The sequence below is a fragment of the Neisseria sp. DTU_2021_1001991_1_SI_NGA_ILE_055 genome (genome assembly GCF_032342915.1).
In the GTDB taxonomy this organism is placed as follows: Bacteria; Pseudomonadota; Gammaproteobacteria; order Burkholderiales; family Neisseriaceae; genus Neisseria.
The window spans coordinates 996,200-1,019,628 of sequence record NZ_CP135440.1; the positions used below are offsets into that span (position 1 = coordinate 996,200).

At 47.1% G+C, this 23,429-nt stretch carries 25 protein-coding genes, 1 tRNA gene, 1 other RNA gene and 1 pseudogene; 20 read left to right on the forward strand and 8 right to left on the reverse strand.

All coding sequences use genetic code 11. From position 1 onward, the window contains the following. Window positions 1-31: 31 nt before the first annotated feature. Window positions 32-631 (reverse strand): phospholipid-binding protein MlaC, encoded by a 600-nt coding sequence (locus RRV97_RS04635; protein WP_036491216.1) that lies wholly within the window; start codon window positions 629-631, stop codon window positions 32-34. Between the two features lie 165 nt (window positions 632-796). On the opposite strand from RRV97_RS04635, the gene RRV97_RS04640 reads away from it, so the two are divergent. The 16 genes from RRV97_RS04640 (at window position 797) to RRV97_RS04715 (ending at window position 12,258) form a co-directional block, all read left to right on the forward strand. Beyond that, complete coding sequence (locus RRV97_RS04640) at window positions 797-1,012, forward strand: tautomerase family protein (RefSeq protein ID WP_003682441.1); 216 nt, start codon at window positions 797-799, stop codon at window positions 1,010-1,012. 84 nt (window positions 1,013-1,096) lie between these two features. Beyond that, on the forward strand, window positions 1,097-2,311 hold the full coding sequence (locus tag RRV97_RS04645; protein ID WP_003747157.1) for a pyridoxal phosphate-dependent aminotransferase: 1,215 nt from the start codon (window positions 1,097-1,099) through the stop codon (window positions 2,309-2,311). Window positions 2,312-2,423: 112 nt separating this feature from the next. Next, window positions 2,424-2,786, forward strand: a transfer-messenger RNA (tmRNA) gene (ssrA, locus tag RRV97_RS04650). Window positions 2,787-3,064: 278 nt separating this feature from the next. Continuing rightward, the gene (locus RRV97_RS04655; protein ID WP_315612119.1) at window positions 3,065-4,288 is read left to right on the forward strand and encodes a tyrosine-type recombinase/integrase; all 1,224 of its coding nucleotides are present in this window, start codon (window positions 3,065-3,067) and stop codon (window positions 4,286-4,288) included. Window positions 4,289-4,319: 31 nt separating this feature from the next. Then, window positions 4,320-4,688, forward strand: a complete 369-nt coding sequence (locus RRV97_RS04660; RefSeq protein WP_101755566.1) for a type II toxin-antitoxin system RelE/ParE family toxin — start codon at window positions 4,320-4,322, stop codon at window positions 4,686-4,688. Further along, window positions 4,685-4,996: a helix-turn-helix domain-containing protein gene (locus RRV97_RS04665; protein WP_070646835.1), complete on the forward strand. Its 312-nt coding sequence runs from the start codon at window positions 4,685-4,687 to the stop codon at window positions 4,994-4,996. The genes RRV97_RS04660 and RRV97_RS04665 overlap by 4 nt, the downstream gene beginning before the upstream one ends. A 299-nt stretch (window positions 4,997-5,295) precedes the next feature. Beyond that, complete coding sequence (locus tag RRV97_RS04670) at window positions 5,296-6,234, forward strand: hypothetical protein (RefSeq protein ID WP_070589901.1); 939 nt, start codon at window positions 5,296-5,298, stop codon at window positions 6,232-6,234. A gap of 116 nt (window positions 6,235-6,350) precedes the next feature. Continuing rightward, window positions 6,351-6,581: a helix-turn-helix transcriptional regulator gene (locus RRV97_RS04675; RefSeq protein ID WP_049344708.1), complete on the forward strand. Its 231-nt coding sequence runs from the start codon at window positions 6,351-6,353 to the stop codon at window positions 6,579-6,581. A gap of 128 nt (window positions 6,582-6,709) precedes the next feature. Next, a complete protein-coding gene (locus RRV97_RS04680; protein ID WP_315612120.1) occupies window positions 6,710-6,967 on the forward strand; it encodes a helix-turn-helix domain-containing protein in 258 nt (85 codons plus the stop codon). Window positions 6,968-7,324: 357 nt separating this feature from the next. Then, window positions 7,325-7,651: a hypothetical protein gene (locus tag RRV97_RS04685; RefSeq protein WP_315612121.1), complete on the forward strand. Its 327-nt coding sequence runs from the start codon at window positions 7,325-7,327 to the stop codon at window positions 7,649-7,651. After that, window positions 7,611-7,835, forward strand: coding sequence for a hypothetical protein (locus tag RRV97_RS04690; RefSeq protein ID WP_315612122.1), 225 nt, complete (start codon window positions 7,611-7,613; stop codon window positions 7,833-7,835). Before RRV97_RS04685 ends, RRV97_RS04690 begins: the two co-directional genes overlap by 41 nt. A 145-nt stretch (window positions 7,836-7,980) precedes the next feature. After that, window positions 7,981-8,196, forward strand: a complete 216-nt coding sequence (locus RRV97_RS04695; RefSeq protein WP_049331046.1) for a hypothetical protein — start codon at window positions 7,981-7,983, stop codon at window positions 8,194-8,196. Beyond that, window positions 8,193-8,378, forward strand: a complete 186-nt coding sequence (locus RRV97_RS04700) for a polyribonucleotide nucleotidyltransferase (protein ID WP_315612123.1) — start codon at window positions 8,193-8,195, stop codon at window positions 8,376-8,378. Before RRV97_RS04695 ends, RRV97_RS04700 begins: the two co-directional genes overlap by 4 nt. Then, window positions 8,375-9,475, forward strand: a complete 1,101-nt coding sequence (locus RRV97_RS04705) for a primase-helicase zinc-binding domain-containing protein (RefSeq protein WP_315612124.1) — start codon at window positions 8,375-8,377, stop codon at window positions 9,473-9,475. The genes RRV97_RS04700 and RRV97_RS04705 overlap by 4 nt, the downstream gene beginning before the upstream one ends. Continuing rightward, the gene (locus RRV97_RS04710) at window positions 9,472-11,208 is read left to right on the forward strand and encodes a DUF927 domain-containing protein (protein WP_315612125.1); all 1,737 of its coding nucleotides are present in this window, start codon (window positions 9,472-9,474) and stop codon (window positions 11,206-11,208) included. Before RRV97_RS04705 ends, RRV97_RS04710 begins: the two co-directional genes overlap by 4 nt. A gap of 747 nt (window positions 11,209-11,955) precedes the next feature. Continuing rightward, entirely contained in the window at window positions 11,956-12,258 is a 303-nt protein-coding gene (locus RRV97_RS04715) for a hypothetical protein (RefSeq protein ID WP_315612126.1), read from the forward strand. 197 nt (window positions 12,259-12,455) lie between these two features. Here the strand turns inward: RRV97_RS04715 and RRV97_RS04720 are convergent, their stop codons facing one another. From RRV97_RS04720 to hda, 4 genes are all read right to left on the reverse strand, one after another. After that, the gene (locus tag RRV97_RS04720; protein ID WP_070584190.1) at window positions 12,456-13,241 is read right to left on the reverse strand and encodes an endonuclease/exonuclease/phosphatase family protein; all 786 of its coding nucleotides are present in this window, start codon (window positions 13,239-13,241) and stop codon (window positions 12,456-12,458) included. Window positions 13,242-13,398: 157 nt separating this feature from the next. After that, a complete protein-coding gene (locus RRV97_RS04725) occupies window positions 13,399-13,713 on the reverse strand; it encodes a TonB family protein (protein ID WP_315612127.1) in 315 nt (104 codons plus the stop codon). Window positions 13,714-13,772: 59 nt separating this feature from the next. Beyond that, window positions 13,773-14,441 (reverse strand): HAD family hydrolase, encoded by a 669-nt coding sequence (locus RRV97_RS04730; RefSeq protein ID WP_250589796.1) that lies wholly within the window; start codon window positions 14,439-14,441, stop codon window positions 13,773-13,775. Continuing rightward, complete coding sequence (gene hda, locus RRV97_RS04735) at window positions 14,438-15,106, reverse strand: DnaA regulatory inactivator Hda (RefSeq protein ID WP_315612128.1); 669 nt, start codon at window positions 15,104-15,106, stop codon at window positions 14,438-14,440. The genes RRV97_RS04730 and hda overlap by 4 nt, the downstream gene beginning before the upstream one ends. A gap of 218 nt (window positions 15,107-15,324) precedes the next feature. On the opposite strand from hda, the gene RRV97_RS04740 reads away from it, so the two are divergent. The 4 genes from RRV97_RS04740 to RRV97_RS04755 are packed head-to-tail and all read left to right on the forward strand — an operon-like array spanning window position 15,325 to window position 19,594. Beyond that, window positions 15,325-15,963 (forward strand): DedA family protein, encoded by a 639-nt coding sequence (locus RRV97_RS04740; RefSeq protein ID WP_003747165.1) that lies wholly within the window; start codon window positions 15,325-15,327, stop codon window positions 15,961-15,963. A gap of 46 nt (window positions 15,964-16,009) precedes the next feature. Then, window positions 16,010-17,446: an MBOAT family protein gene (locus RRV97_RS04745; RefSeq protein WP_315612129.1), complete on the forward strand. Its 1,437-nt coding sequence runs from the start codon at window positions 16,010-16,012 to the stop codon at window positions 17,444-17,446. Between the two features lie 10 nt (window positions 17,447-17,456). Further along, window positions 17,457-18,485, forward strand: a complete 1,029-nt coding sequence (patB, locus tag RRV97_RS04750; RefSeq protein WP_315612130.1) for a peptidoglycan O-acetyltransferase PatB — start codon at window positions 17,457-17,459, stop codon at window positions 18,483-18,485. Next, window positions 18,482-19,594, forward strand: coding sequence for an SGNH/GDSL hydrolase family protein (locus RRV97_RS04755; RefSeq protein WP_410505881.1), 1,113 nt, complete (start codon window positions 18,482-18,484; stop codon window positions 19,592-19,594). Before patB ends, RRV97_RS04755 begins: the two co-directional genes overlap by 4 nt. Before the next feature lie 160 nt (window positions 19,595-19,754). Here RRV97_RS04755 and RRV97_RS04760 read toward each other — a convergent pair. From RRV97_RS04760 to RRV97_RS04770, 3 genes and pseudogenes are all read right to left on the reverse strand, one after another. Continuing rightward, window positions 19,755-20,739, reverse strand: a pseudogene (locus RRV97_RS04760) (IS5 family transposase). A gap of 340 nt (window positions 20,740-21,079) precedes the next feature. Continuing rightward, window positions 21,080-21,156: transfer RNA gene (locus tag RRV97_RS04765), tRNA-Pro, on the reverse strand. Window positions 21,157-21,309: 153 nt separating this feature from the next. Next, window positions 21,310-22,833: a fumarate hydratase gene (locus RRV97_RS04770; RefSeq protein WP_049323434.1), complete on the reverse strand. Its 1,524-nt coding sequence runs from the start codon at window positions 22,831-22,833 to the stop codon at window positions 21,310-21,312. Window positions 22,834-23,429: the final 596 nt, after the last annotated feature.

The following is a 23,429-nucleotide window of genomic DNA, read 5'->3' on the forward strand; positions in this document are numbered from 1 at the left end:
CAAGTTTCAGACGGCCTTTTATCAATCTGCCTTATTGTTTCTTCAAGCCCTTGGCTTCGACAGTGGCAATCGTACCGTCAATGCCTTTGCTCTTAATCAGCTCGCCAAATTGATTGCGGTATACCGTTACCAAGCTGGTACCGTCCACGCGGATGTTGTAAATCTTATACACACCGCCGCTTTGGTAAAGTTGGTAAGCCACCTCATACTTCGTGCCTTTTTTGGTTTGAATTTCCGAGAAAACGTCAAACTTATTGCCGTTTGCCGTCATCTTCGGCAACAGGCGCACATTTGCATCCGCCGCACCAATTAACGCGGAATGCGAGTACATCGCAATGACCATATCTTTGAATGCACGGATAAAATCGGTTTTCTGCTTGGCAGAAAATTCACGCCATGGCGCACCGACCGCCAAAGCCGAAATACGTTCATAATCCAAATAACGGTTGGCATACTGCTCAACCTGTTTCACGCGTTGCGCCTCTGTCAAAGACGTATTGCGTGCGATTTTCAACACAGAATCAATGTTCTGCTGCATCTGCTTTTGCGCCGGATGCGTTTCCGCCGCCACATAAGGCGCGGCAATCACCATCGGAGCGGCCACAATCAAAGTCTGAAGAAAACGGTTCATGATGATATCCATCCAAAATAAAACCGCATTGTAAAAACAATCCATTCCAAAAAACTTAATTCTTTGTAAAAGCAGGCATGAGCAATGAAAAATCCTGCAATTAAATTTCAGACGGCCTGATAAAAATAAGATAACATATAAACATTATTTTCAAAGGAGGAAGCCATGCCCTACGTCAACATTAAAGTAACCGGCGGAAGCGAAGCCCCGAGCGCGGAGCAAAAAGCCGAATTAATCCGTGGCGTCACCGAATTACTCTCACGCGTTCTCAATAAAAACCCTGAGACAACCGTCGTCGTCATCGACGAAATCGATATGGACAACTGGGGCATAGGCGGTAAAAGCGTGACGGTTCGCCGTGCCGAAGCACGCAATAAGTAAGCCTTGGCCGTCTGAAACCCTTTTAATTTACCCGCAAAAAGAGTACATTTATCCCATTGTTAACAATTTTACGGAACACACATCATGGAGAAATTCCCCAAATCATCCAAACTGGACCACGTTTGCTACGACATCCGCGGCCCGGTTCATAAAAAAGCCCTGCAACTGGAAGAAGAAGGCAACAAAATCCTCAAGCTCAATATCGGCAACCCTGCCCCGTTCGGCTTTGAAGCGCCTGACGAAATCTTGGTTGACGTCATCCGTAACCTGCCCACTTCTCAAGGCTATTGCGACTCCAAAGGCCTCTACTCCGCACGCAAAGCCATCGTTCATTACTACCAAACCAAAGGACTGCTCGACGTTACCGTCAACGACGTTTACATCGGCAACGGCGTCTCCGAATTGATTACCATGTCCATGCAGGCGCTGCTCAACGACGGTGACGAAATCCTGATTCCCGCACCGGACTATCCTTTGTGGACCGCCGCCGCGACACTGGCAGGCGGTACCGTCCGCCATTATCTATGCGACGAAGAAAACAACTGGTTTCCCAACCTGGCCGACATGGAAGCCAAAATTACGCCTAAAACCAAAGCCATCGTCGTCATCAACCCCAACAACCCGACAGGCGCGGTGTACAGCAAAGAAATCCTGCTCGAAATCGCCGAATTGGCGCGCAAACACGGCCTGATTATTTTTGCCGACGAAATTTACGACAAAATCCTCTACGACGACGCCGTACACCACCATATCGCCGCGCTCGCCCCCGACCTCCTGACCGTGACATTCAACGGCCTCTCAAAAGCCTACCGCGTTGCCGGTTTCCGTCAAGGCTGGATGATACTTAACGGCCCGAAACATCATGCAAAAGGCTATATCGAAGGCTTGGATATGCTCTCGTCTATGCGCCTTTGTGCCACCACACCCATGCAGCACGCCATTCAGACGGCCTTGGGCGGATACCAAAGCATCAACGAATTCCTCCTCCCCGGCGGTCGCCTGCTCGAACAACGCAACAAAGCATGGGAATTGGTCAATCAGATTCCGGGCATATCCTGCGTCAAACCCATGGGCGCATTGTATATGTTCCCCAAAATCGATACCGAAATGTACAGCATCCACGACGACATGAAATTCATCTACGACTTACTCGTACGTGAAAAAGTCCTGTTCGTCCAAGGCACAGGCTTCAACTGGATACGCCCCGACCACTTCCGTATCGTTACCCTGCCGCCCGTTCATCAAATCGAAGAGGCCATGGGCAAACTCGAACGTTTCCTGCAAAACTACCGTCAATAAACCTAAACAAAGAGGCCGTCTGAAAAAGCAAACCGCTGTTCAGACGGCCTTTTTAATCAAACAGCAACTTGGCAAAGCCCGCCGACATGCGTATAATCGACCTTTCCTATCTGGGGGCGATCTTGGTTTCGACGGGGGTTGCAAAGCAGATGCGGGCATACCGGGGTCTCAGATTTCCCGTTAAACACTGAATCAAAATAGTCGCAAACGACGAAACTTACGCACTGGCCGCTTAAGGCCTGCCGTTGCAGCAGTTGGTCAATGGGCTGTGTAGCGCAAGCTACCGCAACGTCATTCTACATTGACTGGTTTTCTGTCGGGTTACTTGGCAGGAAACGAGATTTAAGGTAACTGGTTCCCTGAAGGCCTGTTGGTCGGCATGATGGGGACGAGATTCTAAATAGACACAACTAAGTATGTAGAACGCTCTGTAGAGGACTTTCGGACGGGGGTTCGATTCCCCCCGCCTCCACCATACCCAATTTTCAGCAGTATCCTGTAATACGCATAAAGCCTTGAGCCATAACGGTTTCAAGGCTTTTTTATTGCCTCAAATATGCTGGCGTATGCTTGAGTTTTCATCATTTATGGGGTAACTTTTAGGGTAACTTTTCAGGAATTACCCAAAAAACAAGCCCGAAAAATGGGCAAATTAGCCCTATTTTTTTAAACAAGTTACCCCAAAAACCCATAAAACCAATTATTAACAATGGCTTAATGAGTTTTTAAAAGTTACCCCAAACTGGATTAAAAATGCCTAAACAGACGCTACCGCTTACAGATAGCCAATGCAAAAAACTACAACCGCCGAATCAATTATCAGACGGCGGGGGGTTATATCTTCAAGCAAGGGGAAACGGCAAATACTGGCGTTTTCGTTACTACCGGCCAAGCGACAACAAACGCGATGAAATGCGACTGGGTGTCTATCCTGAAATCAGCTTAAAAGAAGCAAGGGAAAAACGCGAAGAATTACGCGGGCTGATAGCAAAAGGGATAGACCCTAAGCTACACCAGCAAGACAAAGCACAGAGGCAGGCAGAGCAGCTAAAAAACACATTTGAGGCTATCGCGCGCAAATGGCATAGCGACCAAGTAGCAAAGCCGAATAAATGGAAGCCCGACCATGCACAAAGAGTTATCCGCAGCCTTGAGCTTCATATTTTCCCTGACCTTGCAACACGCAAAATAGACGAAATCATGCCGCTTGAGGTTTTAGGACTGTTGCAGAAGCTGGAATCGGCGGGGAAATATGACACGGCACAGAAAGTTTATGACGTGGTAAATCAAGTTTTCAAATATGCCGTGAAACTTCGCTTGAGCCTGTTCAATCCCGCCGCCGAATTACGGGGAGAGCTGGCAAAGGTGGAACAGAAACATTACCGCTTCATTAAAGACCCGCAAAGGATAGGCGAGATGTTACGGGCTTTTGACGGTTACGCTGGCTTTCCGCAAACACGCGCCCTATTACAGCTTTCCCCTTATGTATTTGCCCGCCCTTCCGAATTACGTTTATTGCGCTGGTGTGAAATTGATTGGGAGGGGCAGCAATACTATAAAGACGGCGTAAACATGAAGAACAAGATAGACCATATTGTCCCCTTGAGCCGCCAAGCCTTAGCAATACTGGACGGCTTGAAGCCCGTAACGGGGCATTATGAATATGTATTTTGTAACACCAGCAAAAAACAGCCCTTGAGCGAGGGAGCAATACGAAAAGCATTAGACCGTCTAGGATTCTTGGAAGAAACCACACAGCACGGCTTTAGGCATACAGCCAGCACGATATTGAATGAGATGGGCTATAACGCTGATTGGGTAGAGCGACAACTAGCCCACAAAGACCCCAATACGACAAGGGCAGCCTATAACCATGCGGAATATTTAGAACAGCGCGCCGATATGGTTCAAAAATGGGCTGATTATCTTGATGAATTAAAAGCACATTCAGGCGTATTGCAGGAAACGGCAGAATAAACTATCATCTTAAGCATTACGAAAGAAAACCATGCGGATATTTAGAAACCAGTGGATAACGAAATTTGCCAAGAAGCACAAAATCAGCGATTCCGAGCTAATAGAAGCAGTAGAGCGGGCAAATGACGGACTGATAGACGCAGATTTAGGCGGCGGCGTTATCAAGCAACGCATAGCAAGGCAAGGACAAGGCAGAAGCGGCGGTTATCGTAGCCTGATATTTTTCAGGCATGGAGAACGGGCGTTTTTCATGACCGCCTTTGCCAAGAACGACCGCGAAAACATCACAGATAAAGAACTTGCAGAATTAAAGAAAGCCGCCGCCATCATCTTGGCAATGACGGAAACCGACATAGAACAAGCCAAATCAAACGGCACTTTCACGGAGATACAGCCATGAAATACAAAAGCGAGATTTTCGCAGCAATACATGAAACCATGCAGGGACTGCACGACATCGGCGTTATCGACAAAAAAACAATGCGCGATTTTGACAAATCATGCCTGACCGAAATCAAACCATTGAGCGGCGAAGACATCAAGGCAATCAGAGAGCGCGAAGCATTATCACAAGCCGCTTTTGCCATGTATCTAAACATCGGTAAAAACCAAGTTTCCGAATGGGAGCGGGGTATTAAAAAGCCGAGCGGCGCGGCTTTGAAGCTGCTTACTATCGTCAAGAACAAGGGCATTGAAGCGATAGCCTGATACTGGAAACAGAAAAGGAGCGGATATATTTCCGCCGCGAAGTACCACACAACGCCCCCCCTGTTGATTTTTGGGATAGGGCTACTCAATCCGTTTTATGCCGAAGGGCAACCTATAACCATGCGGAATATTTAGAACAACGCGCCGATATGGTTCAAAAATGGGCTGATTATCTCGATGAATTGAAAGCACATTCAGGCATAGCAGGATAAACAACCGCGCCCCTAAAAATTATTTATGGATAGAGGCATTAGATAGCCTTGCTGGTGTGTATTTATATTTATGCAGGAGAACGCAAAATGGCATGGCGCGCATATTACACCTTGAAAGATGCAGCTAATGAATTAAGTAAACAGCTTAATGATAGCTTTGAAGTTAATGATATTATCCATTATGGGGCTATCGGATTAACTGAATTTTGCATACAAGCATCTACAATGAGATTTTTTAAAAGGAGCTTGGCAGAACGTTATTTCCCAAATATTGATAAGCCCTTAATTATTGAATATTATTTATTTAAAGGTTATTTCGCACCAATTCACAGCACCACAATGCAAGAAATTGAAATTAAAAAATCAGCTAAAGCTAGCGTATGTCCATATCTATTAGACATTAATGGGGAGCATATTGAGGCAGCCCCAGAGGGTTTACAGCATCTTGGCATTAATCCAGCTTTTGAAAACTATACTGTAAGAATCCCCAAACTAGCTTCTGAAACAAAACTGATAGAATGTAAAACACCACAGGAAGTAATTGATGTAGAAAATGAAAATTACGGACAAATAGCAGGGTTACCATACATTACAGACTTGAAAACTGAGGGCTGGTTTTTTCAATACATTCCAAATGAGGCATTAGCCGATTTTGCTAAAGTAGGAGACTATCGGTTTCAACCTAGATACCCAGATAGAGATTTTTTAGAGAGTAATAAATGGAGTATAACGGTTACTACTGATACCTTACGCCTTACAAGTAAGAGTTTTAATGAGCTAAAAGAAGTATTGAGCGAAAAAATGAAGATACAAAAATCTATCAGCAAACGCACTGAAAATAAACAAGCTGAAATTATTGCGGCACTTTCCGCTATCTATACAAAAACTGATTGTAGTAAACCATACGAGACAGCAGAAACTATTATCCAAGAGTGGGAAAGACAAGCTGATAAACTAGGCAAGCCCCCCACTGGAGACACATTAGCAAAATATATTAAGCAAGGTATCGACCGTCTTTCACAATAACCTAATTAGGTTTTATGCAATCCTATATAGGACAAGCCGCCCATTGAGGCGGCTATATTTATGCCTATCGAAACGCCAGCAACCCGCAGGCAAGATTAACCAAAAGGAGGCAATAAATGCACATTATCAATATCGACAGCTTACCTGATACCGCGCAATTAACTATTGCAGAACTTGAGACAAGCCAAGCGAAAGGACGGCGCGGAATCACTCGCTTGAGCAGCAGCCAAATTAGACGACTGGAGGCAGCAGGACAATTCCCGCAATCACGCCAAATCACAGGCACGCGCAGCCGCTTTTATGTAGCAGGAGAAGTGAAGAAATGGCTTACAGAACAGGCAAGCTAATGAAAGGAGAACAGGAGTTTTCGGACCAATACGCGCCCGCGCGCGCGATGATAACTCAAGACCTGATTTTTGAAAAATAAAACCGCCTGAACGGCCATTCAGACGGCAAAATTAAAAGGTAAAAGATTATGAGCAATAATTCTATCAGTATTAAGCCCAAAACACCAAGCCAAAGAGAGCGCGTTTTAAACCGATTAAGACAGGGAAGTGTTACATCATGGGAGCTTTCCCAAATGGGCATACTTGGCTATAACTCACGCATTATGGAGCTTCGCAGAGCGGGGCATGAAATCATAACCGTGATGGAAGATGTAAAAAACCAATTTGGGGAGACCGTGAAACGCGGGCGGTTTTCTTTGCTGGTGTCGGAAAGGAGCAAGTCATAACGCCAAGCGCGCCTGTAAAACGTGCCAGGCGAGGCATAGCCCCTTTTAATTAAAAGCAGAATCAGACATTTATAAAAATCCGTCTGAAAAGTATTTACAAACACCAAGCAAAACGGCAAGATTAGCTAACCTGTTCAATAGCAGGTCAGCCGTGAGAAGCTGAAACAAACAGGCAGATACAAACCCACCTAGCGGTTTTTTTGTATCTATCCCCTAGCTTTACCTTTCATGGTGGGCGGGGCAAGGAGGGCGCACGCCCGCTGGTACTGTTTGCCAGTTTCTCACACCTTGCCTTTGCCCGCCGCCCTACCGTGTGAGAACGGAGGAGGCATTAGCCAAACAGAAAGGTAGCACCTCATGAAATCTTCAAATTCTACCCAAATCCAAACCATTCAAAATCAAGCCCAAACGGTAACCATCCCCTTAGAGCTGGCAAACCGCATCATGGACGCGCTGTACTACGGCGGCGAATTTATCGCCAATACGGGCGCAATCATCGACACCATTTGCGACAACATGGCCGCCCATTCCGTCCGCAACGCCCCCATAAGTGCGAGTGGAAGCACGGCACGCCTTGCCACAGTCATTCAAACCCTAGTCCCCCATGCGGAAAACTTGGAATCTTTCGATTTGTCATCCGAGCTTGAGGGATATATTCAAAACCGACCCCATCCCGCGCCCTGACGATTCAGACGGCGGCGGCTACATCTGCAACCAATGCACCCCCAAAGGCGGCAGCGGTTTTGACCTGCTGACGTTGGTGTTTGTTTACAGCTTTACGGAATCTGTAAATCAGGTTTCCGCCCTGCTTGGGCTTTCAGACGGCCTGAAAGAATGGGCTACTTACAGCGTAACCAAAGCAGATTAAGCCCTCTTATTCCCTGAAATTTACCCGCCTTTATGCCGCCTATTTCAGACGGCATAGGGCAAACTTCGCCCTAGTGTTTTCATAACTAATTGATTTTATTAGATTCATGTTTTGAAACACTGGAGGCAGAGCAAAGGATAAAACCATGAAACAGACCAATAAATCCGACCGTTTCCGCCGGTATCTTAACCGCGCTTTGCTGGTGTTTTGGGTGTTGCTTTTGGCTTTGGTAGTCCGAGCCTGTAACCAGCCCGCCCACGCCGACACGGAGCAACTAGAGCCGGAAACGCCCGCAATATGGGAAACAGACCCGACAGCCGGAATCGTTTTAGAACCTGTATCAGAGGAGGCAGAGCAATGAAAACCATCTTGGATAAGCTGGCAAACCAACTAAACAACAAAGAGAAAGCAATCGTAGCGGTGGACGTTGTAAGCACTATCTTGCTGATTGTGAATGACGGAGCAAGCCAAAAAGAGGCGATTCATACTGTATCAGTCATAGCCCGCGAAGCTATGGACAGATTCGAGGAGGTAGGAAAATGAAACCAACATACAAAGAAATCAGAGCCGCCGCGCAATACCGCTGGCCGGAAATACACGCGGCAATCGGCATAGACCCTAAGTTTTTACGCGACAAACACCAGCCCTGCCCCGCGTGTGGAGGGAAAGACCGTTTCAGATATGACGACAAGGACGGAAACGGCACATTCATTTGCAGCCATTACAACAACGGCGCGGGCGATGGTTTCGGCTTGGTAATGCACTTTTTCGGGTGTGATTTTCAGACGGCCTTAAAGCAGGTTTCAGGCGTTTTAGGCATGGATAATGCAGACCCTTTGCCGATACCGCCCAAACGCCCACAAGCGCAACCACGCCCCGAAAAAGACCAAATCGAGAAACTGGCCGCATTGTGGAGACGCACAGAACCTATCCGCCCCGATTCCCCTGTTATCCAGTATTTGAAATCACGCGGTTTGGATATGGCGCATTTACCCGAAAACGTCCGTTTCCTACCTGAAAAAGACTATTGGACAACGGGCAAGGATAAGCCGCTTTTGCTTGGCCGTTTCCCTTGTATGGTTTGCGCTATCCGCGATATGGACGAGGAACTACAAGGCTTGCACCTGACCTATTTGCAGGCGGGCTATGACAAGCCATGCGGAGAGGACGGACTACACGCCCCACGCTATCAGAAACTGGCAATCAAAGACCCTGAAACAGGCGAAACATTACCGGCAAAGAAAATGCGAAACCGTAAGCAAGGCAGTATATCGGGGCAAGCCGTCCACTTGTTCCCGATTCCTGAAAATGGCCGTCTTGTCATTGCAGAGGGCATAGAAACCGCCCTTGCCGCCCGTGAATTGTACAAGGCTTACGATTGGGGCTTATACGCGGCCTTGAGCGCAAACAGCATGGCAAATTTTCACTTTCCGAACGGTATAAAAGAAATTGCGATTATTGCCGATAACGACACGCCCCGCCCTGTTGGTTACAGAGCCGCTTATGACTTGGCAATGCGAGCCATTAAGCAGGGAATCAAAGCGAGCATATGGCAAAGCAAAACGCCCGGCTATGATGCACTAGACGAACTGAACGAGAAGAAGCAATCAGACAATCATTTCGGAGGACAGACAGCATGAAAAATACCGAAACAGCGAAGCAGGAAAGCACCAACGACTACAACCTTGAGAATATCGAGCCATTCCGCCCACACCCACGCTTTGAAACCGACAATCGGGGCGTATGGTGGATAAACGTTAGAACCGACAAAGACGGCGATATTGTTGAAGCAGAGCCACTATTGCTTTCCGACCCTATCGACATCATAGGCACGGGGCAAGACAATGACGGCGCGTATTATCGGATTATCAAGTTTAAAGACAAAATCACACGCCGGCATAAAACCGCCGCCCTACCACAAGCAGAAATTGCCGGTGGGAAATGCTGGGAGCGTTTGGGGTTTTACGGCTTATTCATTGAGAGCAACCCAACAAAAAGGCGAAAACTGGCAGACTATTTGCAGAAAGAGGGAAGCCAGACAGCCTTTACCATTACCGACCGCGCAGGCTGGCACGAAGACAGCTACATTATGCCTAGCGGGGAAACCATCACAGCGACCGACAAAGACCCCGCCATTATCTACAACGGCGACACCAGCCAAGCAAAGGCATATCAGCCAAACGGAGAGCTTACCGACTGGCAACAAAACATAGCCCGATATGCAGTAGGAAATAGCCGTCTATGCCTTGCTTTGGGAGCTTCATTTGCTGCCCCGTTGCTTTCCCTGTTAAACGAAGAATCGGGGGGCTTCCACTTGATGGGCGATTCTTCAGACGGCAAAACCACAGCCGCAAAAGTAGCCTTGAGCGTATGGGGCAAACCATCAGGAAGCCTGTTGTCTTGGAGCGGTACGAAAATAGGCTTTTCCAACACAGCCGCCGCCCGTAATGATGGCTTGCTGGTGTTGGACGAAATAGGACAGGCAAGCCCTCACGTTATCGGCGATACTGTTTATAGCGTTATGAACGGTATCAACAAAGTGCAAGGCGCAAAACAAGGCGGAAACCGTGCTTTGACCCGCTGGAAAGTGATGATGTTTTCCACCGGCGAAAAGACCCCCGATTCCATCTTGAAGCACCATAAGGGCGATTGGAACGCAGGACAAGCCGCCCGCTTGCCTAGTATCAGAGCCGCCGCGCAATACGGCATTTATGACACATTGCACGGATTTGAAGATGGCGCATTGTTGAGTGAGCATATCGCCCAATCAACAGAAAAATATCACGGAACGGCAGGAAGACTATTTATCCGACAGCTTTTAGACGACCTAGAACAAGCCAAACAGCAGGCAACGGAGCGCATGGCCGCATTTATGGCAACTATTCCCGAATTATCAGGACAGGCGCGAAGAGTAGCAAAACGCTTTGCGATTGCCGCCGCTGCTTTGGAACTTGCCGCCCCTGTTACCGGCTTGCCCGTAGGTGTAGGCATGGCAGGCGTGAAAAAATGCTTTGATGAATGGCTAGAAGCCAACGGAGCAGGAAAACACGAAGACCGCCGAATTATTGAGCAGGCAGAGGATTTTATCGCCCAACACGCATTAGGCACGCGGTTTATGGAATGGAGCGATAAAAGCACCAATAAAGACCATGCAGGATATAGGAAACAGGAGGGGGAAAAATTGGAATTATGGGTAATCCGCCGTGTCTTTGCCGATGAAATCGCCCAGAGTTTCGATGAAGCGAAAGTTTGCCGCGTATTAGCAGATAATGGATTGTTGAAATATAACCACAAAAACAGAGGCTATCAACACCAGCGGAAAGGTAACGGCTGGTTTCATGTTTTAGCTACAAATATAGAACTGGACGACTAATCATTTACATGGGGTTAATTCCAAAATCCTAACCAAGCCCGCCATGACCAACACAGGCGGGCTTTTTTACGTCCAAACATTCAGGCAGACCAACCAAGAAGCATAAAATCAACAGAAAGCCCCTAAATCTCAAAAATTAAGGCTGTTTGACCGATTCCCTATACCCTACCCTACCAAATCAACGAAACACGCTTACAGCGCAATTTTAGCCTATTTACGCCATATCTACCAAAAAGGCAGGCAGTGGAATAAATAATTTCGACACCAATACGCGCGCGCCCGCGCGTAATAATGGTGTATTCATATGACTACACCCATGTTTTTTAATGTTTTTTATACCAATAAGCGCGTAATCATGCAGCCCATTGAATTTTGCGAGCCCATAAAAAAGGAAAGAAGACCAAGACGCGCGAAAAGATAAAACCATATGCGCGAGGCAAAATCACTTGTTACCTTTGTTACCACAAAACTTAACACTTATAACTATATGAGTATAAATATAAAAACACAGAAAAAACGGTAACAAATGAACATAAATTTACTTGTTACCGATTTGTTACCACTTGTTACCCTTTTATATTCAAATGGTTACGCTTAAAAAATAGGAGCGGTAACAAATGGTAACAAGGTTAAAATATGTGTTTTGTTACCGTGTAAGCCATGACTGGCAAGGCTTACAGCCATTGGTAACAAGGTAACAAACGATTTTTGCGTTTTTTCTGTATATACGCTTTCTTGTTTGGGCGCATGACTGACAGAGCCGATACAAACAAAAGCCGCCCGAAAGGCAATATCGGACGGCTGGAAGAAGAAAGCAGAGAGCACCCCACAAGCGCAGATAATTTCCAGTGTTACAATTCAACCATGTTTACAGCTTGGCAGAAATGCCGCAAAATATTTTTGCCCTGCTACCCAAACGGCTTAAACTGGCAATCTAACAAAGGGAAAAATAGTGGCAAAAAAATGCACCTACCTGACATTTTTGGGGTAACTTTTGGGGTAACTTTTACCGAATATAAAGATATGATTCCATTTAAATCAATGAGTTAATCTCAAAGTACGGTTGACCCCGCCTCCACCAGATTTAAAGCGCAAACTTTTGATTTAAAAAGGTTTGCGCTTTTTTATAAACTTAAAACAGGCCGTCTGAAACGTTTCAGACGGCCTGTTTTGTCTCAAATATCTGAGTGAAAAACTTTTTCTTTCGATACATTACCAATAGTGCTTTGCTTTAAAAAATTTCAGCCTTACATTTTTCTATCTGATTTCATATTCATTTTACGATGCGGTCTAACTGTTACACTCAACGGCAGATGATCTGATAAATGCTGCCAATCTTTACTGTTGTGAATTTCAGAATCGATGACATCAAGGTTGCGCGTGTAAATGCGGTCGAGGCTGAGGATGGGCAGGCGCGAAGGGAAGGTTTTGGGGCGTTTGCCTGTATTATCGACGAATACTTCGTTCAAATCTAATGCCCTGCCCAGCTCACGTGCTGATTTCTGCCGCCAGTCATTAAAATCACCTGCGATAATCAACGGGCTTTCCGGACGAATGTATCGGCCAACGTAGTCACTGATGGCGCGGTATTGTTTGAGGCGGTCAGGTTCTCGCAAATTGAGGTGGACGCACAGACACACCAGCGGGTCTTCCCAACCTTCGGGTACGACTTCGCAATGCAACAGACCGCGCTGTTCGAGTTTGTTGACGCTGATGTTGAGGTTGTTTTCCGTTTTCAGCGGCAGGCGGCTGAGAATGGCGTTGCCGTGGTGTCGTTTGGGATAGACGGCATTTTTGCCGTAGCTGCGATGGTAATCGAGGCTGTCGCCGATGATGTCGTAATGCGGCGCATCGGGGAAGTCGGTACGGCGGCTTCTGTTGAGATGTTGTCCTTGGACTTCTTGTAAAAACAAAACGTCCGAACCCAATGCACCCAACGCGTCAGCCATGCGGTTGACCTGCACTTTGCGGTTGAGCGCAGACATGCCTTTGTGCATATTGTAAGAAGTAATGGTAACTGGACGGGGAGACATGATGTGTGACGAATCAGTTTATTTGTTTTAGTATAGCACCGGAGTGTGTGGTTTTACGGCAATTTTGGTTATACTTGTTTAACGAATAAAACGGCGTTTTGACAGGAAATTTCCCAATCAAAACGCCTTCTGTTTTTCAGACGGCCTTGCGTCCGAATCAGTTGTTGATTACTTCAACATTGGTTTCAAAAGTAACGGTGTGTTGGTATTTAGATGCGGTTTTGCGTTTCGGATAAGGATATTTGGAAACGCTTTTCACTGCGCGTTCGTCCATTTCAGGATTGCCGCTGGATTGAATGATATTCACGCGGTCAACATTGCCGGCAGGAGTCGTGAAAACATCCATCAAAACGGTTTTAACGCTGCCGTTTTGCGCTTTCATGGCTTCCAGAGTTTCGGTATCGGCTGCTTTTGCAGTACCGAATACAGTGGCAAACAACAGGGCTGAGGCGAGGAGTTTAGTCGTTTTCATGTTTTAGTCCTTATTAGGGTTGTGGTTAGGTTAAATATTTCAGACGGCCTGATTCGTCTTTATTTGAAATTCAAAATTGGCCAACCTTTTGCTTTGGCTTCTTTTTCCAGCTCGGCATCCGGATTGACGGCGACAGGTTCGTCTACGATACGCAGCAACGGTAAGTCGTTTTTGGAGTCGCTGTAAAAATAAACCTTACCGTAGCTTTCAAAGGTCTCGCCGCGCTCGGCAAGCCATTGGTTCAATCGGGTAATTTTGCCTTCTTTCAGGCTGGGCGTACCGACATAGTTGCCGGTATATCGGCCGTCTTCACCGGTTTCAAGCTGTGTGCCGATAATGTTGTGAATACCGAAAAGATGGCAGATAGGGGTAATGATGAACTCGTTGGTCGAAGAAATAACCAACATTTCGTCACCCGCCATTTGATGACTTTGCACCAACATACGCTGCATCGGAGAAATATGCGGAACAATATATTCGGCCATAAACTCGCGATGAAACTCAGCCAATTCTTCCTTGCTGAAACGGGCTAAAGGCGCGAGATGGAATTTAAGGAAGGCATCAATATCAAGGCAACCGTTTTGATAGTCTTGGTAAAACTTTTCATTTTGCGCCTCGGTTTCAGCCGCATCGACTATGCCTTTTTTAATCAGGTATTGCGGCCAGGAGTGATCCGAATCGGTATTGATCAAGGTATTGTCGAGGTCGAAAATGGCAAGGTTTTTCATTGGGTTTCCTGTTGTTTTAAAAGCTGGCGCAAAAGCGGCAAAGTAATGCGCTTGCCCATCATAACGGCGTAGTTGTCGAGGGTATCGAGCATTTGCATCAGGCTGTCCATATCGCGCCGCCAATGGTTCAGCAGGTATTCGAAGATTTCTGGATCGATAGTTACCTGACGGGCGGCGGCCATGCTGACAAGCGCATCGATTTTTTCCCGGTCAGTCAGCGGTTTGACTTCGTAAACCAGGCAATACGCCATGCGTGTGCGCAGGTCTTCACGGATAACGAGCTGCTGCGGCGTATATTCGGAACTCAAAAGCAAAAAGCCTTTGCCACTGTTGCGGAAGCGGTTGAAGATGGCAAACAGTAAAGCCTGTTCTTCATTATTAAGCTTTTCGATTTGGTCAATGGCAAGATATTCCGTATCCAATGCAGCTTCTGTCAGCGGCGTGGCGGCGGCGTCAATATAGAGGGCATTTCGACCGGCATCGAGCGCCTGGGCGACCCATGCCTGCAAGAGATGGCTTTTGCCTGCGCCCTCTTCGCCCCAAACATAGATAAATTGCCCATGTTTGTGCTGCAACACATACACCAGCTCGGCATTTTCTGTTCCCAGAAATTTGTCGAAGCCGGGATAATCATGGCTGGCAAAATCGAAGATGAGCTGGTTCACAAAGGCACACCGGTTAGATTGAAATCGGCTTTATTTTACGTTGTTTTGCGGTTCACCATCAAGGATAAAGGCCGTCTGAAGCCTATACCTGCAACATATCTGCACTTCTAAACAGCTTACGGCATTGGTTTTATTCCGCTTTGGTTTTACAATGTCGAACTTCTCGCCGAAACATTTGTCTGTTCTTTTTCAGACGGCCTTTTTATTTAGGAACCCTAGTGATTTCTACCATTATCGATTTCATCCTCCATATCGACCAACACCTTGTCCACCTCTCCGCCCAATACGGCCCGTGGATTTACGCGATTTTGTTTGTTGTGATTTTCTGCGAAACCGGTTTGGTCGTAACGCCATTTTTACCCGGCGACTCACTGCTGTTTGCTGCAGGCGGTATTGCGGCCATCGGTGGCATGAACATCCACGTCATGGTATTGCTGCTCTTAGCAGCCGCCATTTTAGGCGATGCGGCCAATTTTATGATTGGCAAGTATTTTGGACAAAAACTGTTTGCCAATCCGGATTCCAAAATTTTCCGCCGTTCGTATTTGGAAAAAACCCATGCGTTCTATGAAAAACACGGCGGCAAAACCATCATCATTGCGCGCTTTGTGCCGATTGTGCGGACGTTTGCGCCATTTGTCGCCGGCATGGGCGATATGCACTACGCAACGTTTATCCGTTACAACATTATCGGCGCAGTGTTGTGGGTATTGTTGTTTTCCTATGCAGGCTACTTCTTCGCCAATATCCCCGTCGTCAAAAACAATCTGGGCTTAGTTATGGCGGCAATCATCGTGATTTCGATTTTACCCGCGGTAGTCGAAATTATCCGTGCCAAACTTAACGCCAAAAAATAACAATCAATCGAAAAGTTTGAAAGTTTAAACACATCAAGGAATTGTCATGCCGTTGCTGTCTATTGAATTTGCGGTATTCTTTATCGTATTTTTGCCCTTGTACTGGGCATTTGCACGTTTGCCGCAAGTTCAAAACGTTTTACTTTTGGTTGCCGGGCTGGGCTGGCTTTACCGTATCGACCCCATTTTTGCCGCACTGATTTTGGTTTACTCGTCTGTGGTTTACCTGATCAGCGTGCTGATGTTTTCTGAAAACGAGAATATCCGCAAATTTTGGCTGGGTTGCGGTATTTCGGCGGCATTGACTGTTTTGTGTTTCTTCAAATATTTCGACTTTTTCCGCCCAATTATTCAGCAATATACAGGGCAAAGCGCCGTCATCGACATTATTTTGCCTCTGGGCTTGTCTTATTACACTTTCCAATCGCTGGCTTACTTGGTGTATTGCTACCGCGAGCCTAAAGGGGACCGTTTTGAGTGGCACGAGCTCCTACTGCATCTGAGCTTCTTCCCCACCATCACATCCGGCCCGATTATCCGTGCGGCCGCTTTTAAAAGCATAGACGGCGAACAAGCGGGCGCATTGGCGCAAATCCGCACCAAACAGACACGCCAGCTGATTTATCCAGCGTTGGCGGTCGGCCTGATTGTGTTGGGCATTGCTAAAAAATGGTGGCTTGCCGGCGTATTGGCGGAAGGCTGGGTATCGCCTGTTTTTGAAAATCCGGCCCAGTTCGACGGCTGGGGCGTGTTGTCTGCGATTTATGGCTACACCTTCCAACTCTTTTTCGACTTTTCCGGCTACTCGGATTTGGTCATCGGCTTGGCCATGCTGCTCGGCTTCCAGCTGCCGAAAAACTTTGCCGCGCCGCTTCGTGCCATCAACATCCGCGACTTCTGGGACAGATGGCACATCAGCCTGTCCACTTGGATTCGCGACTATATCTATATCCCTTTGGGCGGCAGCAAAAAAGGCTTCGGACGCACCCAGCTCAATCTGATGATTGCCATGTTGCTTTCCGGCATTTGGCATGGCTACGGCTGGAGCTTTTTGATTTGGGGCGCGTTGCACGGTGCGGCTTTAGTGTTCCTTAACTGCGGCGATAAAATCGTCGGCCGCAACGCCTTAGGCCGTCTGAAAATCGGCAAACCGCTCGCCTGGCTGTTTACCTTCCATTTCGTTTGTTTCGCGTTTGTCGTGTTCAACAGCGCAACGCTTGCCGATACGGAAATGCTGTTCAGCGCCTTATTTGCCAATGATAAAGGTTGGAACGCGCCTCTGCCGACCGATCTCATGTTGCTGGGTGCATTTGCACTGATGCTTTTGCTGTACCCGTATTTGCTTCGCTTATTTGAAGCATCGGTAAAAGGCTTGGACAAACTGCCTGCATGGCTGTGGTTTATCCCCATCACGCTGATCCTCGCCCTGATTATCGTCTTCGCCCCATCCGGCATTCCCGGCTTTATTTACGCCAACTTCTAAGGAGCAGAACATGAAACGCTTTATCTCCCTGTTTGTTTCTATTCTGCTCAGTGCGGTTGCGTTGACGTGGTTTGCCCAAAACTCCATCAATGCCTATTGGCAGCAGACCTATCATGAGAACAGTCCGCTTGAGCCTTTATCCGAATACGCTTGGTGGCGTATCGGTGCGGATTGGCAACAAAAAGCCTACGAATTTTCAGACGGCCTGAAAGCCTCGCTGGAAGCAGAAGACGCTTTAGCTTCGGAAGATTCTGGCATTGAAACAACAGGGCCGTCTGAAAATACGGAAAACATTGAGACATCGGACAATCAAAAAGAGACTGCCGCTTCTGATGCGGCTAACAATACGGATGCCGCCGCCAGCGAGCCAAACAATCAGGCTGATCAGTCGGCAACACAGGTTATATTGAAAAAAGGCAACAAAGTTTTCTTTGCCGGCGACTCACTGATGCAGGGCGTTGCACCTTTCGTACAAAAACACCTCAAGCAAGAATATGGCGTACAATCGGTCAACCTCAGCAAACAAAGCACCGGCTTGTCCTACCCCAACTTCTTCGATTGGCCGAAAACCATCGAACAAACTTTGCAAAAAGAACCCGACATCCGCGTTTTGGTTGTATTCTTAGGCCCTAACGACCCTTGGGATTTCCCAATGGGTAAAAAATACCTGAAGTTCGCCTCCCCTGAATGGGAAGCAGAATACCTCAGCCGCGTCCGCCGTATTCTTGATGCAGCCTCCACACATGATGTCCAAGTCATTTGGCTGGGCATTCCTTACATGAAAAAAGCCAAGCTCAACGAACAGATGCGCTACCTCGACAAAATTCTGTCGGATACGGTGTCGCCTCAAGCCATCTGGCTGCCGACCGACAAACTGTTGAGCAATGGCGCAGAAGAATATGCCGACTCTGTCAAAGTAGATGGAAAAATCATCCGTTACCGCAGCAAGGACGGCATTCACTTTTCCGCAGAAGGCCAAAAACTATTGGCCGAAAAAATTATGGAAAAAATTAATTTTACACACGATACACAACCATGAAATTTAATAAAACCTTACTCCTCACGCTTCTTGCACTCCCTATGGCCGCCTGTGCCGCCGATGACGGCCTGTTAAGCAACTACGGCTCCAACCGCCCTGCCTGGCTGAACAAACTGCAACAGCTCAACAATACTTCAGACGGCAAATTCCGCATTATCCAAGTCGGCGACTCACACACCGCCGGCGACTATTTCACCGACCGCCTGCGCCGCCGTTTGCAACAACAATGGGGCAACGGCGGCATCGGTTGGGTTTACCCCAACACCGTCAAAGGCCAGCGCATGGCAACCGTCCGTTACAGCGGCAGCGGTTGGAACACCATCAGCAGCCGCAAATCACACAGCGATTTCTCTTTCGGCGGCATTGAAGCACGCGCCGACGGTGGCAGCGTTACCTTAAGCGCAGCCGACGGCAGCATGGACATGCAACAAATCTCCATCTTCGGCAAACCGGTTTGGTCCGAGCAAACCCTGATCGTTAACGGCCGCGAAATCCCGGCCAAACAAAACGGCTGGCAACTGTTGCATACCAATGCCTCCCTACCGATGACCCTCAGCAGCAGCATGCCTTGGCAAATCGGTTTCATTAATATCGAACGCCCCGGACGCGGCGTAACCGTTTCCGCCATGGGCATCAACGGCGCGCAATTGTCCCAATGGTCAAAATGGCGGCCGGGCATGTGGGAAGATTTGGCACAAACCAAAGCCGATTTAATCATTCTTGCCTACGGTACCAACGAAGCCTTTTCCGGCAACCTCGATATTTCCTCTACCGAGCGGACATGGCGCAACTATATCCGTCAAATCAAAAACACCCTGCCCAACGCAGGCATCCTGATCCTCGGCGCGCCGGAATCTTTGAAAACCGCCTACGGCAGCTGCGGCAACCGCCCTGTATTGCTCAGCGAAGTACAACAAATGCAGCAACGCATCGCCCGTGATGAAAAAATCATGTTCTGGTCTTGGCAGGATGCGATGGGCGGGGCATGCAGCATGAAAAACTGGATGGCGCAAGGCTTGGCAGCCAAAGACGGCGTTCACTTTTCTGCACAAGGCTATGAAACTGCAGCCGATAAGCTTGCCGACAGCCTGATCCGCTTTGCCCAATAAATTGGCCAAGGCCGAGACCTTTGCAAAAAAGCCCTTCCCACGACAGCCGAAATCCAAACACAGGTTTTCGGCTGTTTTCGTTCCAAGTACCCACTGATTCTACTCAAATACCCCCTTAATCCTCCCTGGATACCCGATAATCAGGCATCCGGGCCGCCTTTTAGGCAGCAACAGGCGCACTTAGCCTGTTAGCCGCTTTCAACAGGTTTAAACACATCGTCTTCAGATGGCTTTGTGCACTCACTTTAATCAGTCCGAAATAGGCTGCCCGCGCATAGCGGAATTTACGGTGCAGCGTACCGAAGCTTTGTTCGACCACATAACGGGTCTTCGACAAATATCGGTTACGTTTGGTTTGCGCTTCCGTCAGCGGACGGTTGCGGTAGGCTTTGCGCATAATGCCGTCCTGTAACCGATGCTCTTCCAGATGTTGCCGGTTTTCCTCACTGTCATAGCCTTTATCGGCATAGACGGTCGTGCCTTCGGCAATACCCTCCAACAAAGGGGAAAGATGGTTGCACTCATGGACATTGGCGGGGGTGATGTGCAGTTTCTCGATATAGCCTTCCTCATCGGTACGGGTATGTTGTTTGTAACCAAGTTTGTAGAGACCGTTTTTCTTTGTCCAACGGGCATCTTTGTCCTTACTCGGTGTGGTTTGGGCGCTGACTTGTCCTTCCTCGTCGACTTCTATGGCCTGACGCTGTTTGCTGCCGGCGGTCTGAATAATGGTGGCATCAATGACGGCGGCGGATGCTTTCTCTACTTTTAGGCCTTTTTCGGTCAATTGTCGGTTAATCAGTTTGAGCAATTCGGACAGGGTGTCGTCTTGCGCCAGCCAGTTGCGGTAGCGGTATAAGGTGCTGTAATCGGGGATGCTCAGTGGCAAAACAGGTTGAAGTCGATGCGGGTAATGAGGCTGTGTTCTAGTTCGGGATCGGAGAGGCTGTGCCATTGTCCGAGCAGGACGGCTTTGAACATGGACAATAGGGGACGCGGTGGTCTCTAAGGTAACGGTTTTTTTGACGATTCAGGTATTGTTCGATCGGCTGCCAATCAATCACCTGATCTAACTTCAATAGTGGGAAGCGGTCGATGTGTTTGGAGATCATGGCTTGTGCGGTTTGTTGGAAGAAGGTGGTCATGGAAAATCCCCTAAATGTCTTGATGGGAATTTAGGGGATTTTGGGGAATTTTGTAAAGGTCTCATTTACACAGTAAAACAGCAAAAGTTTTTAAATTGTTTAGAAAAAATGTAGCTTGAATACAGAAAAGGTATTGAATATCTTGATATATTGAGCATTCTGATGTTAAGGAGATTAATTAGATAAAACAGTTATAGAAAGCAACAATAAATCTTAAAAGATGGTTAAATGTTTCTAACTGTATCTAACAATAACCAATACTAGCCAATTTTTTGTTTACTCCACGAGTAAAAACAAAAAGGACTTAACCGGAAAAACAGGTTAAGTCCTTAAAATCTTTTGGTCGGAGTGAAAGGATTCGAACCTTCGACCCCTTGCACCCCATGCAAGTGCGCTACCAGACTGCGCCACACTCCGACTTGATAAGTTGTGAATTTTAGTTTCAAATACTGATTTTGACAAGTGTTTTTTAGGAAGGGAAATTTACTCGTTTGAAAATATTTGAATTATTTATACGCAAAAAAGGCCATCTGAAATCGTTCAGACGGCCTTTGATTATTCAGTCAAATATCAAGCTTCAACCGGGATAATACCGATTTTGGCCTGCCATTGTTTTGGTGCAATGGCGTGAACCGATTCACCGTTGCTATCCACTGCAACAGTAACCGGCATGTCTTTGACTTCAAATTCGTAAATCGCTTCCATACCCAATTCTGGGAACGCCAAAACTTTAGATGCTTTAATGGCTTTGGCCACCAGATATGCCGCGCCGCCGACAGCCATCAGGTAAACGGCTTTGTTATCGGCAATGGCTTGGCAGGTTGCTGCGCCGCGTTCGGATTTACCGATCATACCCAAGAGGCCGGTTTGTTCCAGCATTTGGCGGGTAAATTTATCCATACGGGTGGAAGTAGTCGGACCGGCCGGGCCAACAACTTCGTCACGGACTGGATCAACCGGGCCGACGTAGTAAATCAGTTTGTTGGTGAAATCCACCGGCAACTCTTCGCCTTTGTTGAGCATGTCAACTAGACGTTTGTGCGCGGCATCACGGCCGGTCAGGATTTTACCGTTCAGCAACAATACGTCGCCGGTTTTCCATGTGGCTACTTCTTCTTTGGTCAGATTGTTGACATCGACACGTTTGCCGTTGTCAGGGCTGTAAGTCAAATCCGGCCAGTCTTCCAAAGACGGGGCTTCCAGTTTGGCCGGGCCTGAGCCGTCCAATTCAAATTCGATGTGGCGGGTAGCCGCACAGTTTGGAATCATGGCAATCGGTTTGGAAGCCGCGTGGGTTGGGTAGTCAAGGATTTTGACATCCAGCACGGTGCTCAAACCGCCCAAACCTTGTGCGCCGATGCCCAAGGCATTTACTTTTTTGTAGAGTTCCAAGCGCAGGGCTTCGGTGGTAGACAATTCTGCACCGGAATCGGCTTTTTCTTTGAGCTCCTGAATATCGATGTGACTCATCAGGCTCTCTTTAGCCATCAACACTGCTTTTTCAGGCGTACCGCCGATGCCGATACCCAAAATACCCGGAGGACACCAGCCAGCACCCATTTGAGGAACGGTTTTCAATACCCAGTCCACGATACTGTCTGATGGGTTGAGCATGGCCACTTTGGTTTTGTTTTCAGAACCGCCGCCTTTAGCCGCGCAAGTAACCTCGACTTTGTCGCCTTTCACGATTTCCATATGTACAACGGCAGGGGTGTTGTCTTTGGTATTTTGACGTTTGCCTGCCGGGTCGGCCAATACGGAGGCGCGCAGTTTGTTGTCAGGATAGGTATATGCGCGGCGTACGCCTTCGTTAACCATTTCCTGTACGCTCATCTCGGCATCCCACTGTACATCCATGCCCACTTTCAAAAATACGGTCGCAATACCGGTATCCTGACAAATCGGACGATGGCCTTCGGCACACATACGGCTATTGACCAAAATCTGCGCCATTGCATCTTTGGCGGCAGGGTTCTCTTCTTTTTGGTAAGCCTTGTACAAAGCCTGAATGTAGTCTTTAGGATGGTAGTAGCTGATAAATTGGAAAGCGTCGAAAATACTTTGAATAAAGTCTTCTTGCTTGATGACGGTCATGATTGTGTTCCTTTTCGGGAGTCATGGTAGGAAGGGTTTGTTTATTTTTTAAGAGACCGATTTTTCAGACGGCCTTCAATAGCGTAATAGTGCTTTCAAATGAATAATCTAGACAATATCATTTTCGTACCTTATTGATTTAATTAGAATTTAATAACATATTAAATCACTTGGTTATTGATAACCCATATCTACTGGCCATTCACTTACATAGAAATAAAACTACATTATTATTAAATGATAACCTTATTGCCAGGCCGTCTGAAATATTTGCCCTACACATCTGAGTAAAAAATTTAGTAGCCTGTATTTAAAAGAGAACTATCTCCATTTCAGACGGCCATTTTATTTTTTAATACGATACACAATTGTAAAATTTATGTCATTCTCTCCCTCAACCTTCTTGACGGATGTCAAACTTATTTAATTTTCTGAAATTTTATAACAGCCTTTTCGTTTGTTTACAAAATTAATATTATCTAATATATACAATAAGTTATATATTAAACCTTAAGATATAATAATGATTTCTACTAGCAAATATTAGATTATTTTTGCAAATATACTGAAAAGGTAATTTTCTTTTACCTTTAAAA

What these genes read in the sequence shown, in the direction of transcription:
- RRV97_RS04660 (WP_101755566.1), top strand. Translation starts at nt 4,320, where the DNA reads ATGCGGATATTTAGAAACCAGTGGATAACGAAATTTGCCAAGAAGCAC.
- RRV97_RS04685 (WP_315612121.1), top strand. Translation starts at nt 7,325, where the DNA reads ATGAAATCTTCAAATTCTACCCAAATCCAAACCATTCAAAATCAAGCC.
- RRV97_RS04640 (WP_003682441.1), top strand. Translation starts at nt 797, where the DNA reads ATGCCCTACGTCAACATTAAAGTAACCGGCGGAAGCGAAGCCCCGAGC.
- RRV97_RS04720 (WP_070584190.1), bottom strand. Translation starts at nt 13,241, where the DNA reads ATGTCTCCCCGTCCAGTTACCATTACTTCTTACAATATGCACAAAGGC.
- RRV97_RS04635 (WP_036491216.1), bottom strand. Translation starts at nt 631, where the DNA reads ATGAACCGTTTTCTTCAGACTTTGATTGTGGCCGCTCCGATGGTGATT.
- RRV97_RS04645 (WP_003747157.1), top strand. Translation starts at nt 1,097, where the DNA reads ATGGAGAAATTCCCCAAATCATCCAAACTGGACCACGTTTGCTACGAC.
- RRV97_RS04770 (WP_049323434.1), bottom strand. Translation starts at nt 22,833, where the DNA reads ATGACCGTCATCAAGCAAGAAGACTTTATTCAAAGTATTTTCGACGCT.
- RRV97_RS04705 (WP_315612124.1), top strand. Translation starts at nt 8,375, where the DNA reads ATGAAACCAACATACAAAGAAATCAGAGCCGCCGCGCAATACCGCTGG.
- RRV97_RS04670 (WP_070589901.1), top strand. Translation starts at nt 5,296, where the DNA reads ATGGCATGGCGCGCATATTACACCTTGAAAGATGCAGCTAATGAATTA.
- RRV97_RS04730 (WP_250589796.1), bottom strand. Translation starts at nt 14,441, where the DNA reads ATGAAAAACCTTGCCATTTTCGACCTCGACAATACCTTGATCAATACC.
- RRV97_RS04715 (WP_315612126.1), top strand. Translation starts at nt 11,956, where the DNA reads ATGACTGACAGAGCCGATACAAACAAAAGCCGCCCGAAAGGCAATATC.
- RRV97_RS04655 (WP_315612119.1), top strand. Translation starts at nt 3,065, where the DNA reads ATGCCTAAACAGACGCTACCGCTTACAGATAGCCAATGCAAAAAACTA.
- RRV97_RS04725 (WP_315612127.1), bottom strand. Translation starts at nt 13,713, where the DNA reads ATGAAAACGACTAAACTCCTCGCCTCAGCCCTGTTGTTTGCCACTGTA.
- RRV97_RS04675 (WP_049344708.1), top strand. Translation starts at nt 6,351, where the DNA reads ATGCACATTATCAATATCGACAGCTTACCTGATACCGCGCAATTAACT.
- RRV97_RS04695 (WP_049331046.1), top strand. Translation starts at nt 7,981, where the DNA reads ATGAAACAGACCAATAAATCCGACCGTTTCCGCCGGTATCTTAACCGC.
- patB (WP_315612130.1), top strand. Translation starts at nt 17,457, where the DNA reads ATGAAACGCTTTATCTCCCTGTTTGTTTCTATTCTGCTCAGTGCGGTT.
- RRV97_RS04710 (WP_315612125.1), top strand. Translation starts at nt 9,472, where the DNA reads ATGAAAAATACCGAAACAGCGAAGCAGGAAAGCACCAACGACTACAAC.
- RRV97_RS04680 (WP_315612120.1), top strand. Translation starts at nt 6,710, where the DNA reads ATGAGCAATAATTCTATCAGTATTAAGCCCAAAACACCAAGCCAAAGA.
- RRV97_RS04745 (WP_315612129.1), top strand. Translation starts at nt 16,010, where the DNA reads ATGCCGTTGCTGTCTATTGAATTTGCGGTATTCTTTATCGTATTTTTG.
- RRV97_RS04755 (WP_410505881.1), top strand. Translation starts at nt 18,482, where the DNA reads ATGAAATTTAATAAAACCTTACTCCTCACGCTTCTTGCACTCCCTATG.
- RRV97_RS04700 (WP_315612123.1), top strand. Translation starts at nt 8,193, where the DNA reads ATGAAAACCATCTTGGATAAGCTGGCAAACCAACTAAACAACAAAGAG.
- RRV97_RS04665 (WP_070646835.1), top strand. Translation starts at nt 4,685, where the DNA reads ATGAAATACAAAAGCGAGATTTTCGCAGCAATACATGAAACCATGCAG.